This is a genomic window from Enterobacter cloacae complex sp. P6RS (assembly GCF_014982245.1).
GTDB classification, from domain to species: Bacteria; Pseudomonadota; Gammaproteobacteria; order Enterobacterales; family Enterobacteriaceae; genus Enterobacter; species Enterobacter bugandensis.
The window spans coordinates 1-15,386 of record NZ_JADCLB010000021.1; the positions used below are offsets into that span (position 1 = coordinate 1).

The window sequence follows — 15,386 nt, forward strand, 5'->3', positions numbered from 1 at the left end:
CCAACTGAGCTACGTAGCCATCTTTTTTTCGCGTTACCTTATCGGCGTTGCGGGGCGCATTATGCGTATAGACCCTTGCAGCGTCAACACCTTTTTCAACGAAAATAGCCGGAATGTGACTGTTTGGTTAGGTTGCGAACAGCGTGGCCGAATATTCGGCAATTATTGGTTATTAATCGGTTTTAGGTGGTGAAATGTGAGGCAAAAAAAACAGGCCCCTGAGGGGCCTGTTTGAAATCGTTGTGATTATTTGTAGGCGGACTGGTGAACGCCTACTGCACGCCCCGATGGATCGTTCATCGCCTTGAAAGATTCATCCCATTCAATGGCTTTTGCAGATGAACAGGCCACTGACGGACCGCCAGGAACACACTCGGCAGCGCTCGGCACCGGGAACAGCTCTTCAAAGATCTCACGGTAGAGGTACGCTTCTTTCGAGCCCGGCGTGTTGTACGGGAAGCGGAAGCTTGCGGTTTCCAGCTTTTGGTCAGAAATCTGCTTCGCCGCCACCTCTTTCAGGGTGTCGATCCAGCTGTAGCCAACGCCATCAGAGAACTGCTCTTTCTGACGCCATGCCACGCTCGCCGGCAGGTAAGATTCAAAACATTCACGCAGGATATGTTTTTCCATTTTGCCGTTGCCGCACATTTTATCCTGCGGGTTGATGCGCATCGCCACGTCGAGGAATTTCTTATCCAGGAACGGCACGCGCGCTTCCACGCCCCAGGCCGACATCGCTTTGTTGGCACGCGCACAGTCGAACATATGCAGCGCCTGCAGCTTACGCACGGTCTCTTCATGAAGCTCTTTTGCGTTTGGCGCTTTGTGGAAGTACAGGTAGCCGCCAAACACTTCGTCAGAACCTTCGCCGGAGAGCACCATCTTGATGCCCATCGCCTTGATCTTACGCGACATCAGGTACATCGGCGTGGAGGCGCGAATGGTGGTCACGTCATAGGTTTCAATGTGATAGATCACATCGCGGATCGCATCCAGACCTTCCTGCACGGTGAAGTGAATTTCATGGTGCACGGTGCCGAGGTGGTTTGCCACTTCCTGCGCGGCTTTCAGATCCGGTGCCCCTTCCAGGCCCACGGCAAAGGAGTGCAGCTGCGGCCACCAGGCCTCGGAGCGCTCCTGATCTTCCACGCGACGAGCCGCGAATTTCTTGGTGATCGCGGAGATCACGGAGGAGTCCAGACCGCCGGAGAGCAGTACGCCGTAAGGCACGTCTGACATCAGGTGGCTTTTCACGGAATCTTCCAGCGCCTGACGCAGCTCGGCTTTATCCGTCACGTTGTCTTTCACCGCGTCATAGTCAAACCAGTCGCGCTGGTAGTACGAACGGATTTCACCGTCTTTACTCCACAGATAGCTGCCCGCCGGGAACTCTTTGATGGTGCGGCAGACCGGTACCAGGGCTTTCATTTCGGACGCGACATAGAAGTTGCCGTGTTCATCGTGCCCCATGTACAGCGGGATAATGCCGATATGGTCACGGCCAATCAGGTAAGCGTCTTTTTCGCTGTCGTACAGGGCAAAGGCAAACATACCCTGCAGGTCGTCGAGAAACTCGGGACCTTTCTCCTGATACAGCGCCAGGATCACTTCACAGTCAGAGCCGGTCTGGAAGGCGTAGCGGTCGCCGTACTCGGCGCGCAGCGCCTGATGGTTGTAGATCTCACCGTTGACAGCCAGCGCGTGCGTTTTTTTCTCGTTATACAGCGGCTGTGCACCGGCGTTGACGTCAACAATAGACAGACGTTCGTGAGCCAGAATCGCTTTGTCACTGGCGTAAACGCCTGACCAGTCCGGTCCGCGATGGCGCATCAGGCGGGACAATTCGAGTGCTTTTTTACGCAGTTCGCCCGCGTCAGTTTTAATATCCAGTACGCCAAAAATTGAACACATAACCTTCTCCGTTAACTCTGTTGCATTGTGATGTTGCTTGCTTATGAAAATGCCGCAAAAGAGGGGAGGGGCGCAAGGGTTTTACGGGCCAAAACGGAAATAGTGCAATAGTGATTGCGGAATAGTGAAAAAAGAGTACGTCACGAATCCTTTTATTGATGATTATGCAATGAAAATGGTTTTTTGTTAGATGGTGTTTTGTTTATATAAGCTGAAAATGAAAAACCACGCCCTGGGACGTGGTTCAGAATCAAATAACGTCGATTTCGTCGACAGAGGGGTAAATCCAGCTAGGTCGGAAGGGCATCGTATCGATGTCATCAAGCTGCGAGACGCCAGAAAGTACCAGGATGGTTTCAAGCCCTGCCTGGAAGCCAGCCAGAATATCGGTGCGCAGGTTGTCGCCAACAATGACGGTTTCTTCTGAGTGTGCCTGCATCGTATTCAGCGCGGCGCGGATGATCCACGGGCTCGGTTTGCCGACAACAAAAGGCTTACGGCCGGAGATTTTTTCAATACCGGCGCACAGCGCGCCGCAGGCCGGATAGAAACCACGGCCGTGCGTATCCGGGTTGGTGGCGATAAAGCGTGCACCGTTGGCGACAAAGTAGGCTGCTTTATGCATCATCTCCCAGTTAAAGGAACGCGTTTCACCCACGATCACAAAGTCCGGGTTCACATCGGTAATGGTAAAGCCTGCTTTATACAGCTCGTGGATCAGCGCGCCTTCACCGACCACGTAGGCTTTTTTTCCTTCCTGACGCTTCAGGAAATCCGCCGTTGCCATTGCGGAGGTATAAAACACGCTGTCCGGCACGTCGACGCCTGCGGTGGCAAAGCGGTTCGCCAGATCCTGACCGGTTTGGGAAGGGTAGTTCGTGAGTAGAACCAGTGGCATTCCTTTGTCGATGATGCGGTGAAGAAACTCCGCAGCACCCGGCACGGCAACGTTGTCGTGCATCAGCACGCCGTCGATATCACAAATTACATTCTTAATGGTCATGGACATTCCGACATCAAAAAAAGAAGGCGTTACTATAAGGTCCGATCAGGATTCCAGCAAATGCTGGAGCAGGATCCCGTTGAGCATGGCGCGCTTGACCAGCGCAAACGCGCCAATCGCCGAGCGATGGTCAAGCTTCGAACGAACCACCGGGAGGTTCTGTCGGAATGCTTTCAGCGCCTGGGTGTTGATACAGCCTTCGATGGCGGGCAGCAGCACCTTTTCCGCTTCAACAATCTCTCCGGCGATCACCACTTTCTGCGGGTTAAACAGGTTAATGGCGATGGCGATGGTTTTCCCCAGATGGCGACCTACCTGCTCGATCACCTCACAGGCCAGCGCGTCGCCTTTATTGGCGGCTTTGCAGATGGTGCCTATCTTGCAATCGTCCAGCGTGACGCGGCTTTGATAACCCTGCTCAAGCAGGTGGCGAACGCGCTGCTCGATGGCCGTGTTGGCGGCGATGGTTTCAAGGCAGCCGAAGTTGCCGCAGTGGCAGCGTTCGCCGAGCGGTTCAACCTGGATGTGGCCGATCTCGCCAACGTTACCGTTACGACCAATAAAAATACGGCCATTGGAGATAATGCCTGCGCCCGTACCGCGGTGTACGCGCACCAGAATAGAGTCTTCACAGTCCTGACTCGCACCAAAGTAGTGCTCAGCCAGCGCTAAAGATCGAATATCATGGCCGACAAAGCAGGTCACCTTAAAGCGTTTTTCCAGCGCGTCGACCAGCGCCCAGTTCTCAACCTGAATATGCGGCATGTATCGGATCACACCGCTTTCCGGGTCGACCAGGCCCGGCAGAATGACGGAGATGGCGATCAGTTCGCGGATCTTGCGCTGACAGCTTTCAATAAAGTGCGCGATAGTATTCAGCAGCGCGTGTTCCAGCGTCTCCTGAGTGCGCTCGGGCAGCGGGTAGTGCTCTTCCGCAATGGCTTTGCTGCTCAAATCGTACAGCGTGAGCGTGGTGTCATGACGACCAAGCCGGACGCCAATGGCCTGAAAGTTGCGGGTTTCGGTAATGATGGAGATGGCGCGGCGGCCCCCGGTGGAGGCCTGCTGATCGACTTCTTTGATCAAACCGCGCTCAATGAGCTGGCGGGTAATTTTTGTCACGCTGGCGGGAGCAAGCTGGCTTTGTTCGGCTATCTGGATCCGCGAGATTGGACCATGTTGGTCAATCAGGCGATAAACCGCCGCACTGTTAAGTTGTTTAACGAGATCGACATTACCGATTTGAGCTTGTCCGCCTGGTGTCATACTTTTACTTACTCAGTGACGACCTCGTTACCATTAACGATGGTCTTAATAATTTTATAATCGTGTGTGAATGCCGTCAGGTTTGCAACCATACCTGGTGCAATTCCGCCGAGCTGTTTGTCCACTCCGATGGCGCGAGCCGGATAAAGGGTGGCCATACGCAGGACTTCATCAAGCGCAATCCCACAATGCTCCACCAGATTACGCACCCCTTCAATCATGGTCAAAGAGGAGCCACTCAGCGTACCGTTTTCATCCACACACAGTCCATTGCGGTAGTATATTGTTTTACCAGCAAAAATGAACTGCTCAATATTTGCACCTGCTGGCGCGGTGGCATCGGTGACCAGGCAGAGCTTGTCACCTTTCAGCCGTTTGGCGTTGCGAATGTTGGTGTAATCAACGTGCATGCCATCAGCGATAATGCCGCAGTAGACGTCTGGTTCGTCGAGAATCGCCCCGACCAGACCCGGTTCACGGCCGGTAATATACGGCATGGCGTTGTAAAGGTGGGTCGCAAAGGTAATGCCGGCACGGAAGCCCGCTTTGGCTTCTTTCAGCGTGGCGTTTGAGTGGCCTGCTGAAACCACAATCCCGGCGGCAGCCAGTTTGCTGATGACCTCAGTACCGGTCATTTCAGGCGCCAGCGTCACTTTAGCGATCACATCAGCATTGGCACACATGTAGTCGACCAGTTCAGCATCCGGCTTGCGCACGTAATCCGGGTTATGCGTGCCTTTTTTCACTATGTTCAGCCATGGCCCTTCCAGATGCAGACCCAGCGCCTGGTTCGGGTGTTTGGCGAGGTACTCGCGCATCACGCGGATACCCTGTTTCATCAGGTCATCACTGCTGGTGATGAGCGTCGGCAGATAGCTGGTGCAGCCTGATTTCTCGTTAGCTTTCTGCATGATTTCCAGCGTTTCAACCGTCACCGCCTCGGCGGTGTCATTGAACTGCACACCGCCGCAGCCGTTAAGCTGTACGTCGATGAAACCGGGGGAGATTACTGCTCCATTGAGTGAGCGCTGTTCTATCTCCGGCGGCAGTTCCGCCAGCGGGCAAACACGTTCAATCAGGCCATTGGCGATAACAATCGCATGGTCATCCAGAATTTCATGGCCGGTATAAATCCGACCGTGGGTTAAAGCGTACATATCGACCCCCGGTTAAAAAAAGCGACCGCCTCTGACAGAAGAGGCGGTTATTCAATTACAGACCTTTGATGTTCTCAGCTTCTAACTCGTTGAAGTATTTCAGCGTTTTCACCTTCAGCTCCATCGTGGACGGTTCGTCGCAGACGATGACTGATTTTGGATGCAGCTGCAGGCAGCTGATGGTCCACATGTGGTTAACGTTGCCTTCAACGGCTGCCTGGAGCGCCTGCGCTTTCACGCCGCCCAGTACCAGAATCATCACCTCTTCGGCATCCAGCAGGGTGCCCACGCCAACGGTCAGGGCGTATTTTGGAACCTGGTTCACATCACCGTCAAAGAAGCGGGAGTTTGCCACGCGGGTGTCATGGGTCAGCGTTTTAATACGGGTACGGGAAGCCAGAGAAGAAGCTGGTTCGTTGAACGCGATATGACCATCGTTGCCCACGCCACCCATGAACAGGTGGATTTTACCGTAAGAACGGATTTTTTCTTCGTACTGACGGCATTCTGCGTCAATATCAGGCGCATTTCCATTCAGCAGGTTAATATTTTCAGCTGGGATATCAACGTGATCAAAGAAATTGCGGTGCATGAAGCTATGGTAGCTTTCAGGATGCTCCTTTGGCAGGCCGACATATTCGTCCATGTTGAAGGTCACAACGTGTTTAAAGCTAACCTGGCCCGCTTTATGCATTTCAACCAGCGCTTTGTACGCGGTCAGTGGGGTACCACCGGTTGGAAGGCCAAGAACGAAAGGACGATCGGCAGTAGGCTTGAAGGCATTAATACGGTTAACGATATGGCGAGCGGCCCATTTACCGACTTGTTCAGCAGTTGCCAGGGGAATCAGTCTCATTGTTCACCTCAAAGTTTAAGTAGAAGAGTGGGCGGATGGGTATCGGAACCTGATGCTTAAGCGTAACCTGGAACCTTTCAGGCCGGATCAATCCGTCTTGATTTTTTGAATGATAAAATAAGTTTTGGCTGTTAGCCAGTGAAAGGGAGGAGGGAATACGATATTTGGTGACAATAATCACAAAAAATAGGTGTTTAATTTGCGATACGAATTAATTTTTCACACACTCAGACTGCCAGTGAATCATCAACTGTATCTATCGTTCGTGACACAATAAAAACATAGTTTATGCGCGAGTCTTAATAATGGGTCTCGTAGGGGGAATAGGATGAATATTTTAGGTTTTTTCCAGCGCCTCGGTAGGGCTTTGCAGCTCCCTATCGCCGTGCTACCGGTTGCAGCGTTGCTGCTGCGATTCGGGCAACCCGATCTTCTTAACGTGCCGTTTATTGCCCAGGCAGGCGGCGCCATTTTTGACAACCTTGCGCTGATCTTCGCCATCGGCGTGGCGTCAAGCTGGTCAAAAGACAGCGCCGGTGCTGCGGCACTGGCAGGGGCGGTAGGTTACTTCATCCTCACGAAAGCGATGGTAACCATCAACCCGGAAATCAACATGGGTGTACTGGCGGGTATCATTACCGGTCTGGTCGGTGGTGCCGTGTACAACCGCTGGGCGGGTATCAAACTGCCTGACTTCCTGAGCTTCTTCGGCGGTAAACGTTTTGTGCCAATTGCGACGGGCTTTTTCTGTCTGATCCTGGCAGCTATCTTTGGCTACGTCTGGCCGCCGGTGCAGCATGCTATCCATGCGGGCGGCGAGTGGATTGTTTCTGCGGGTGCAGTGGGCTCAGGTATCTTTGGTTTTATCAACCGTCTGCTGATCCCAACCGGTCTGCATCAGGTGCTGAACACCATCGCCTGGTTCCAGATTGGTGAGTTCACCAATGCTGCGGGCACCGTATTCCACGGCGACATCAACCGCTTCTACGCTGGCGACGGCACCGCGGGTATGTTCATGTCTGGCTTCTTCCCAATCATGATGTTTGGTCTGCCGGGCGCTGCACTGGCAATGTACCTGGCTGCGCCAAAAGCGCGTCGCCCAATGGTTGGCGGCATGCTGCTGTCCGTTGCGATTACCGCGTTCCTGACCGGTGTAACCGAGCCGCTGGAATTCCTGTTCATGTTCCTGGCGCCAGTGCTGTACCTCATGCATGCGGTGCTTACCGGTATCAGCCTGTTTGTGGCGACCCTGCTGGGCATCCATGCTGGCTTCTCCTTCTCTGCAGGCGCGATCGACTACGTGTTGATGTACAACCTGCCGGCGGCAAGCAAGAATGTCTGGATGCTGGTGGTAATGGGTCTGGTCTTCTTCGTCATCTACTTCGTGCTGTTCACTGCGGTTATTCGTATGTTTAACCTCAAAACACCAGGCCGCGAAGATACCAAAGACGAAGTGGTCACCAACGAAGCCAACAGCAATACCGAAGAGGGTCTGACTCAGCTGGCGACCAGCTATATCGCTGCCGTCGGTGGGACTGACAACCTGAAAGCGATTGATGCCTGTATCACCCGTCTGCGTCTGACGGTGGGTGACTCGGCGCGCGTAAGCGACGCAATGTGTAAACGCCTTGGTGCATCGGGCGTGGTTAAACTGAACAAACAAACTATCCAGGTTATCGTAGGCGCCAAAGCAGAATCCATTGGCGACGAAATGAAGAAAGTGGTTGCCCGTGGCCCGGTCGCGGCGGCATCAGCCGACAGCGCACCTGCGTCGACGGCTGCCCCGGTAGCGAAGCCGCAGGCCGTGCCTAACGCTGTGACGGTGGCCGCGCTGGTCTCTCCGGTAACGGGTGACGTGGTTGACCTTGAGCAGGTGCCTGACGAAGCGTTCGCCAGCAAAGCGGTCGGTGACGGCGTGGCGGTGAAACCAACGGACAAAACCGTTGTGTCTCCGGCGGCAGGCACCATCGTGAAAATCTTCAACACCAACCACGCGTTCTGCCTCGAAACCGAAAAAGGCGCGGAGATCGTTGTCCATATGGGGATCGATACCGTTGCGCTGAACGGTCAGGGCTTTACTCGCCTGGTGGAAGAGGGGGCCGAAGTGGTGGCAGGTCAGCCGATTCTGGAAATGGATCTGGACTTCCTGAACGCCAACGCGCGCTCGATGATTAGTCCGGTCGTGTGCAGCAACATCGACGACTTTAGCGGTCTGGTACTCCAGGCGAAAGGTCAGGTGGTTGCGGGTCAGACACCGCTGTATGAGATTAAAGGCAAGTAATCGCTCCTGAGTAGAGTCATGCCTTAAGCGGCGGGGGATATCCTCCGCCGCTTTTTTTTGCAGCAAACGCCCCCATTATTTTCATCTGATACGTATTTTCCGTAACTAAGGGTTGTCACTACGTCCGGCTTATAAGATCATACGCCGTTATACGTTGTTTACGCTTTGAGGAATCCACGATGAGTGAGGCAGAAGCCCGCCCGAGTAACTTTATTCGTCAGATCATCGATGAAGATCTGGCCAGTGGTAAGCACACCACGGTACATACGCGTTTCCCGCCGGAGCCGAACGGCTACCTGCACATTGGTCACGCGAAATCGATCTGCCTGAACTTTGGCATTGCGCAAGACTACCAGGGGCAGTGCAACCTGCGTTTCGATGACACCAACCCAGTAAAAGAAGACATCGAATACGTTGAGTCCATTAAAAACGACGTGCAATGGCTGGGCTTCAATTGGTCTGGCGATATCTGCTACTCCTCTGACTATTTTGATCAGCTGTATGCCTACGCGGTGGAGCTGATCAACAAAGGTCTGGCATACGTTGACGAGCTGTCTGCGGACGAAATCCGCGAGTATCGCGGTACGCTGACTGCACCTGGCAAAAACAGCCCGTTCCGCGATCGCAGCGTGGAAGAGAACCTGGCGCTGTTTGAAAAAATGCGTGCCGGTGGCTTCGAAGAAGGTAAAGCGTGCCTGCGTGCCAAAATCGATATGGCGTCGCCGTTTATCGTGATGCGCGATCCGGTGCTGTACCGCATTAAGTTCGCAGAACACCACCAGACCGGCAACAAGTGGTGCATTTATCCGATGTACGACTTCACCCACTGCATCAGCGATGCGCTGGAAGGCATTACCCACTCGCTGTGTACGCTGGAGTTCCAGGATAACCGTCGTCTGTACGACTGGGTGCTGGATAACATCACCATTCCTGTGCATCCGCGTCAGTACGAGTTCTCTCGTCTGAATCTGGAATACACCGTGATGTCCAAGCGTAAGCTGAACCTGCTGGTGACCGACAAGCACGTTGAAGGCTGGGACGACCCGCGCATGCCGACCATCTCCGGCCTGCGTCGCCGTGGTTACACTGCCGCTTCTATTCGTGAGTTCTGCAAACGTATCGGCGTGACCAAGCAGGACAACACCATCGAAATGGCGTCTCTGGAATCCTGCATTCGTGAAGATCTTAACGAAAACGCCCCGCGCGCGATGGCTGTTATCGATCCGGTGAAACTGGTTATTGAAAATTACCCGCAGGGTGGAAGCGAGCTGGTCTCTATGCCTAACCATCCGAATAAACCGGAAATGGGAAGCCGCGACGTGCCGTTCAGCGGTGAGATCTGGATCGACCGTGCTGACTTCCGTGAAGAAGCCAATAAGCAGTACAAGCGTCTGGTGTTGGGCAAAGAAGTTCGTCTGCGTAACGCCTACGTCATCAAAGCCGAGCGCGTAGAGAAGGATGCTGAAGGTAACATTACCACCATCTTCTGTTCGTACGATGCTGAGACGCTGAGCAAAGATCCGGCAGACGGCCGCAAGGTGAAAGGCGTGATCCACTGGGTGAGCGCTTCCCACGCGCTGCCTGTAGAAATTCGTCTGTACGATCGTCTGTTCAGCGTGCCTAACCCGGGTGCGGCTGAAGACTTCCTGGCGACCATCAACCCGGAATCTCTGGTGATCAAGCAAGGTTATGCGGAGCCATCGCTGAAAGCCGCTGAAGTGGGCAAAGCGTTCCAGTTCGAGCGTGAAGGTTACTTCTGCCTGGACAGCCGTTATAGCACGGCAGAAAAACCGGTATTTAACCGTACCGTAGGTCTGCGTGATACCTGGACCAAGATCGGCGAATAATAACGCTGCACTGGTCAATGAGAAACAAACGCCGCTTATAGCGGCGTTTTTTTATTTAATGATCATATCGTTAAAGTAGGCCCGTAATTAGGCCAGCTAAAATTTTTGGTCAATGCGGTGCTACTTATTTTTCTAAAAAAAGTTTGTCTGTTTCATAAAAATGAGAATTAAGACAAATACGGGTTCTATTACGATCTAATACGCCGAAATTACCTGCTCTACCCCCGCCACACCTCGCATTCGGCCAAATGTTACAAAGCACTACCAATTATGTGCACTTCGTCATAATCCTGACTTTTGCCCACTGAAAAGCATTGATAATTCGCGTCGCGAAAAATAACCTAAAGACGGTAGTTAATTCGAGGGTATTTATAACTACCCCTGGCCTTTTGGTCTTTTATATTTTCGCCGTTTAAGGCGTTTTAATTCGTCAAAGAGGAATAATCTATGCGTACGTTCAGTGGCAAACGTAGTGCGCTGGCGCTGGCTATTGCCGGTGTGACAGCAATGTCGGGCCTGGTGGTGACACCAGAGGCAAAAGCAGCAGGTTTCATCGAAGATTCTACCCTCACTGGCGGTATTTATTACTGGCAGCGTGAACGTGACCGTAAAGATGTCACAGAAGATAAATACAAAACCAACCTCTCTCACTCCACCTGGAACGCCAACCTGGACTTCCAGTCAGGCTACGCCGCCGATATGTTCGGTCTGGATATTGCCGCGTTTACGGCGATTGAAATGGCTGAAAATGGCGACAGCGGCCACCCGAACGAAATTGCCTTCTCCTCCAGCAATAAAGCCTATGACGAAGACTGGTCAGGGGATAAAAGCGGTATCAGCCTTTATAAGGCCGCAGCGAAATTCAAATACGGCCCGGTATGGGCGCGTGGGGGCTATATTCAGCCAACCGGCCAGACGCTGTTAGCGCCGCACTGGAGCTTTATGCCTGGTACCTATCAGGGGGCAGAAGCCGGGGCTAATTTTGACTACGGTGATGCAGGTGCGTTGAGCTTCTCCTATATGTGGACCAACGAGTACAAAGCGCCGTGGCACATTGAGATGGACAAGTTCTACCAGAACGATAAGAAAACCAAAGTCGATTACCTCCACTCGCTGGGCGCAAAGTACGATTTCAAAAACGATCTGGTTCTGGAAGCTGCATTTGGTCAGGCGGAAGGTTATATCGATCAGTATTTTGCTAAAGCCAGCTACAAATTTGATATCGCCGGTAGTCCGCTGAGCACCAGCTACCAGTTCTACGGTACGCGCGATAAGGTCAGCGATGGCAGCGTAAATGACATTTATAACGGTACCGCGTGGCTGCAGGCGTTAACCTTCGGCTATAAGGTCGGTCAGGTTGATTTGCGTCTGGAAGGCACGTGGGTGAAGGCGGAAGGGCAGCAGGGCTACTTCCTGCAGCGTATGACGCCGACCTATGCCTCATCCAACGGTCGTCTGGATATCTGGTGGGATAACCGCTCAGACTTCAACGCCGACGGCGAGAAAGCGGTCTTCTTCGGCGCCATGTATGACCTGAAAAACTGGAACCTGCCGGGCTGGGCGGTGGGCGCTTCTTACGCTTACGCCTGGGATGCAAAACCAGCAGACATGGCGACGCCGGATGCGTACTACGATCCAAACTATCGCCTGAAAGAGTCCTCCTACAGCCTGGATGCTATCTACACCCTGCAGGATGGCCGCGCGAAAGGCACGATGTTCAAGCTGCACTTCACGCAGTATGACAACCACTCAGACATCCCAAGCTATGCGGGCGGTTACGGCAACATCTTCCAGGATGAACGTGACGTCAAATTCATGGTTATCGCCCCATTCACCATCTTCTGATGAGCACACCGGCGGGCTGAGTCCCGCCGGTCTGGAGACTGCATATGATGAAAAAAATCGTAATCGTCGCGCTGATGGCATCAGGGCTGGTGGCGTGTGTTCAGACTCAGGCGCCGAAAGAGGACGCCCGTCTGAAGGAGGCGTATAGCGCCTGTATTAATACCGCGGAAGGATCGCCTGAGAAGATTGAAGCCTGCCAGAGCGTGCTAAATGTGTTAAAGAAAGAGAAAGCGCATGAGGCGTTCGCGACGCAGGAGAATGTTCGCGTGATGGATTATCAGGCCTGCATCCAGGCACGTAAAACCGGTAACGATCAGGAAGTGGCGAAGCGTTGCGATAAAATCTGGAACGAGATACGCAATAACAACAAATAAGTTGCTCTACGCCCGGTGGCACTTTGCTTACCGGGCTTTTTTAATGCAAAAAAAAGCCAACCTTACGGCTGGCTCAGAGTATGAACGCTAACTTATTTTGTGTCGTGAGCGTGTTCATTCTCGCGGCAATCCCCTTCAGCGCAGTGACCGTAAAGGTACAGGCTGTGGTTGGTCAGGCGAATGCCATGACGAGCTGCGATTTCACGCTGACGCGCTTCGATGGAATCATCGCTAAATTCAATGACCTTGCCGCAATCGAGGCAGATCAGGTGATCGTGGTGATGCTGCTGGGTCAGTTCGAATACAGATTTACCGCCTTCGAAATTATGACGGGTAACAATGCCCGCGTCATCAAACTGGTTCAGCACGCGATATACGGTGGCCAGCCCAATCTCTTCACCCATGTCGATAAGACGTTTATAAAGGTCTTCCGCACTGACATGGTGATTGTCTGGACCCTGAAGCACTTCCAGGATTTTTAACCGAGGAAGCGTTACTTTCAGGCCAGCCTTCTTTAATGCGGTATTGTTGTCAGTCATGCGGAATCTGTCCTGTTGCTAAACGATTCACTTCTCTGGGAAGTGACAGAAAATGCACCTGGGATAATGCGTCTCATTATAGAACTGCCATGCCTAAATGAAAACTGCAAGTCTCAGGCAAAGTATGCTTATAAAAACGTGGTATCACCTACAAACTTGCTCAATGGAAACCACATTTTGCCAGGGAGACATTGTACAGGTCTGGGCGAAAAAGTTAAAAGTTTGTAGCAATTAATTTAATCGGTTTTACCTGGAAAAGGGGCGCAACCCGCGTTGCGCCGTAAAAAATCAGGCGTTGAGAATATCGTCCAGATGCAGTTCTTCGCGGATCTGCTTAACCCACTTCTCTACACGCTCTGCGGTCAGTTCTGGCTGACGGTCTTCGTCAATGGCAAGTCCGACAAAATGATCGTCATCGGCCAGGCCTTTAGAGGCTTCGAAGTGGTAACCGGCAGTCGGCCAGTGGCCAACAATAACCGCGCCATTAGGCTCAATGATGTCGCGAATCGTCCCCAGCGCATCACAGAAGTACTCGGCGTAATCTTCCTGATCGCCACAACCGAACAGGGCAACCAGCTTGCCGTTGAAGTCCACCTCTTCCAGCGTCGGGAAGAAATCGTCCCAGTCGCACTGGGCTTCACCATAGTACCAGGTTGGAATACCCAGCAGCAGAATGTCATAGCCCTCGAGATCTTCTTTGCTGCTCTTGGCGATGTCATGCACATCAGCAACGTCTTTACCGAGCTGTTTCTGAATGTTTTTTGCGATATTTTCGGTATTGCCGGTATCACTGCCGAAGAAAATGCCGATGATTGCCATGAGTAAAATAACCTCTTGAAACTTAATGGTATGGTGGCGCAATTCGGCCACGGATAAGGGCAATAATAGCAGAACTGGCAACCCTGCGGAAACCGCTATCGCGCAGGACTGCACTCTGTGCTACATGAAAAGGGCGATAAAGGGGTTTTTCAGACTTATGCCTGGCTGCGCAGCGTCTCAAGTTGGGCGATGAGCATCTCTTCAATAAGCTCGCTGCGGCTGATGTTACGCGCCTCTGCCAGCTCGTTAAGCGCATCGACCGCGTCGGCGTTGAGCTTCAGTTCGACACGCTTAAGCCCACGATTTTTATCGCGTTTAAGCTGATTGCGTTTATTGATACGCAGCTGTTCATCGCGCGAAAGCGGATTCGTTTTCGGTCGTCCCGGTCGACGCTCATTCGCGAACAGATCTAGTGTCGTACGGTCCGTTTGTTCTTTGGCCATGATTATGAGACTTCGGGGGAAACACGCCGCCCTGCTAAAGCCCGGGCGATAAGCGCGCCATCATACATCACCAAAAACGGCACGCCAATGACTGGAAGCCCGTCATCTTCCAGTCGCTCTCTTTTTAATCAATTTGCAGTATCAGCGAGATAGCGGCGAATGGCGCGCAGTACAGCATCCGGTTTTTCCGCATGCACCCAGTGTCCGGCACCGGCAATGACGTGGGCGCGCGCCTGCGGGAATTGTGCCAGCAGCGTGTCGCGGTACGCGTCGGTAATATAAGGAGAGTTACCGCCGCGAATAAAGAGGGCAGGGTGCGGCCAGGCGGGAACGGTTTCCCAGCCCACGATGTGGTTGTACTGGTCCCACAGCACCGGCACGTTAAAACGCCACAGCCCGTCAACAAACGACTTCAAAAGGAACTGCACCACGCTTTCTTCATTAAGATGCTCACGCATAACGGTTGCCGCCTGCTGACGAGTGGAAACGCCAGCTTCGGTTACGGCATTGATCGCCGTGAAAATCTCATCGTGACGGCGAACGTCGTAATCCACAGGCGCAACGTCAATCACGACAAGCCCGGAAATTCGCTCTGGCGCCAGCGCGGTGAGCGCCATAACCGCTTTACCGCCCATTGAATGCCCGATGAGGGTCACCTTCTGCAGGTTGTGCGCGTCCAGCGTATCCAGCAGATCCTGCGCCATTGCCGCATAGGTCATCTCGTCTGAGCGACCGGAAAGCCCGTGGTTGCGCATATCGACCTGCAAAATATCGTGATCGGTAACCAAATCGCGGGCCAGCACGCCCAGGTTATCCAGGCTGCCAAAAAGTCCATGAACCAGCACTATGGGGGAATTATTGTTCGGCGATTGTGCAGTTTGCGCTCGGGTATTCAATTTCATGGCAAAGTTCTTTTTTTACGTATGTCAGGTTAGGGTATCATGTTGACCATTCTGCCGCCCGGCTGCAAGGTTCCAGTTTAATCTGACTTTTGCCGCCAACCTGGTTTGACGCTATCCGCTGTTGGGATTTGACCTTATAATCC

General features: G+C 53.0%; 13 protein-coding genes and 1 pseudogene. 5 read left to right on the plus strand and 9 right to left on the minus strand.

The genetic code is table 11. The features are described from left to right. A pseudogene (locus INF73_RS22105) lies at positions 1–193 on the plus strand (hypothetical protein); the annotation flags it as partial. Between the two features lie 53 nt (positions 194–246). Here the strand turns inward: INF73_RS22105 and asnB are convergent. The 5 genes from asnB to nagB all read right to left on the minus strand — a co-directional run bounded on the left by asnB (position 247) and on the right by nagB (position 6,193). Beyond that, complete coding sequence (gene asnB, locus INF73_RS15935) at positions 247–1,911, minus strand: asparagine synthase B (protein ID WP_155026403.1); 1,665 nt, start codon at positions 1,909–1,911, stop codon at positions 247–249. A gap of 250 nt (positions 1,912–2,161) precedes the next feature. Further along, a complete protein-coding gene (gene nagD / locus INF73_RS15940) occupies positions 2,162–2,914 on the minus strand; it encodes a ribonucleotide monophosphatase NagD (RefSeq protein ID WP_028012353.1) in 753 nt (250 codons plus the stop codon). A 45-nt stretch (positions 2,915–2,959) separates the two neighbouring features. Then, positions 2,960–4,180 (minus strand): N-acetylglucosamine repressor, encoded by a 1,221-nt coding sequence (locus tag INF73_RS15945; RefSeq protein WP_028012354.1) that lies wholly within the window; start codon positions 4,178–4,180, stop codon positions 2,960–2,962. Between the two features lie 8 nt (positions 4,181–4,188). Next, entirely contained in the window at positions 4,189–5,337 is a 1,149-nt protein-coding gene (nagA, locus tag INF73_RS15950) for an N-acetylglucosamine-6-phosphate deacetylase (protein ID WP_028012355.1), read from the minus strand. A gap of 55 nt (positions 5,338–5,392) precedes the next feature. After that, positions 5,393–6,193: a glucosamine-6-phosphate deaminase gene (nagB, locus tag INF73_RS15955; protein ID WP_028012356.1), complete on the minus strand. Its 801-nt coding sequence runs from the start codon at positions 6,191–6,193 to the stop codon at positions 5,393–5,395. A gap of 328 nt (positions 6,194–6,521) precedes the next feature. On the opposite strand from nagB, the gene nagE reads away from it, so the two are divergent. The 4 genes from nagE (at position 6,522) to chiQ (ending at position 12,540) form a co-directional block, all read left to right on the plus strand. Next, a complete protein-coding gene (nagE, locus tag INF73_RS15960; protein ID WP_028012357.1) occupies positions 6,522–8,474 on the plus strand; it encodes a PTS N-acetyl glucosamine transporter subunit IIABC in 1,953 nt (650 codons plus the stop codon). A 179-nt stretch (positions 8,475–8,653) separates the two neighbouring features. Next, positions 8,654–10,321, plus strand: a complete 1,668-nt coding sequence (gene glnS, locus INF73_RS15965) for a glutamine--tRNA ligase (RefSeq protein WP_193542127.1) — start codon at positions 8,654–8,656, stop codon at positions 10,319–10,321. A 447-nt stretch (positions 10,322–10,768) separates the two neighbouring features. Then, positions 10,769–12,166 carry a chitoporin gene (chiP, locus tag INF73_RS15970; RefSeq protein WP_028012359.1) on the plus strand — a complete coding sequence of 466 codons (1,398 nt, stop codon included), beginning with the start codon at positions 10,769–10,771 and terminating at the stop codon, positions 12,164–12,166. 47 nt (positions 12,167–12,213) lie between these two features. Further along, a complete protein-coding gene (gene chiQ, locus INF73_RS15975; RefSeq protein ID WP_028012360.1) occupies positions 12,214–12,540 on the plus strand; it encodes a ChiQ/YbfN family lipoprotein in 327 nt (108 codons plus the stop codon). Between the two features lie 92 nt (positions 12,541–12,632). Here chiQ and fur read toward each other — a convergent pair whose 3' ends face one another. The 4 genes from fur to ybfF form a co-directional block, all read right to left on the minus strand. Further along, positions 12,633–13,079 carry a ferric iron uptake transcriptional regulator gene (gene fur, locus INF73_RS15980; protein WP_028012361.1) on the minus strand — a complete coding sequence of 149 codons (447 nt, stop codon included), beginning with the start codon at positions 13,077–13,079 and terminating at the stop codon, positions 12,633–12,635. 288 nt (positions 13,080–13,367) lie between these two features. Further along, positions 13,368–13,898: a flavodoxin FldA gene (gene fldA / locus INF73_RS15985; protein WP_008501067.1), complete on the minus strand. Its 531-nt coding sequence runs from the start codon at positions 13,896–13,898 to the stop codon at positions 13,368–13,370. A gap of 155 nt (positions 13,899–14,053) precedes the next feature. Further along, on the minus strand, positions 14,054–14,341 hold the full coding sequence (gene ybfE, locus INF73_RS15990; RefSeq protein WP_014883017.1) for a LexA regulated protein: 288 nt from the start codon (positions 14,339–14,341) through the stop codon (positions 14,054–14,056). 128 nt (positions 14,342–14,469) lie between these two features. After that, positions 14,470–15,243 (minus strand): esterase, encoded by a 774-nt coding sequence (ybfF, locus tag INF73_RS15995; protein ID WP_193542124.1) that lies wholly within the window; start codon positions 15,241–15,243, stop codon positions 14,470–14,472. Positions 15,244–15,386 lie beyond the last annotated feature (143 nt).

Bases quoted from the DNA above. Each gene is read 5' to 3' on its own strand.
- asnB (WP_155026403.1), bottom strand. From the start codon at position 1,911: ATGTGTTCAATTTTTGGCGTACTGGATATTAAAACTGACGCGGGCGAA.
- nagD (WP_028012353.1), bottom strand. From the start codon at position 2,914: ATGACCATTAAGAATGTAATTTGTGATATCGACGGCGTGCTGATGCAC.
- INF73_RS15945 (WP_028012354.1), bottom strand. From the start codon at position 4,180: ATGACACCAGGCGGACAAGCTCAAATCGGTAATGTCGATCTCGTTAAA.
- nagA (WP_028012355.1), bottom strand. From the start codon at position 5,337: ATGTACGCTTTAACCCACGGTCGGATTTATACCGGCCATGAAATTCTG.
- nagB (WP_028012356.1), bottom strand. From the start codon at position 6,193: ATGAGACTGATTCCCCTGGCAACTGCTGAACAAGTCGGTAAATGGGCC.
- nagE (WP_028012357.1), top strand. From the start codon at position 6,522: ATGAATATTTTAGGTTTTTTCCAGCGCCTCGGTAGGGCTTTGCAGCTC.
- glnS (WP_193542127.1), top strand. From the start codon at position 8,654: ATGAGTGAGGCAGAAGCCCGCCCGAGTAACTTTATTCGTCAGATCATC.
- chiP (WP_028012359.1), top strand. From the start codon at position 10,769: ATGCGTACGTTCAGTGGCAAACGTAGTGCGCTGGCGCTGGCTATTGCC.
- chiQ (WP_028012360.1), top strand. From the start codon at position 12,214: ATGAAAAAAATCGTAATCGTCGCGCTGATGGCATCAGGGCTGGTGGCG.
- fur (WP_028012361.1), bottom strand. From the start codon at position 13,079: ATGACTGACAACAATACCGCATTAAAGAAGGCTGGCCTGAAAGTAACG.
- fldA (WP_008501067.1), bottom strand. From the start codon at position 13,898: ATGGCAATCATCGGCATTTTCTTCGGCAGTGATACCGGCAATACCGAA.
- ybfE (WP_014883017.1), bottom strand. From the start codon at position 14,341: ATGGCCAAAGAACAAACGGACCGTACGACACTAGATCTGTTCGCGAAT.
- ybfF (WP_193542124.1), bottom strand. From the start codon at position 15,243: ATGAAATTGAATACCCGAGCGCAAACTGCACAATCGCCGAACAATAAT.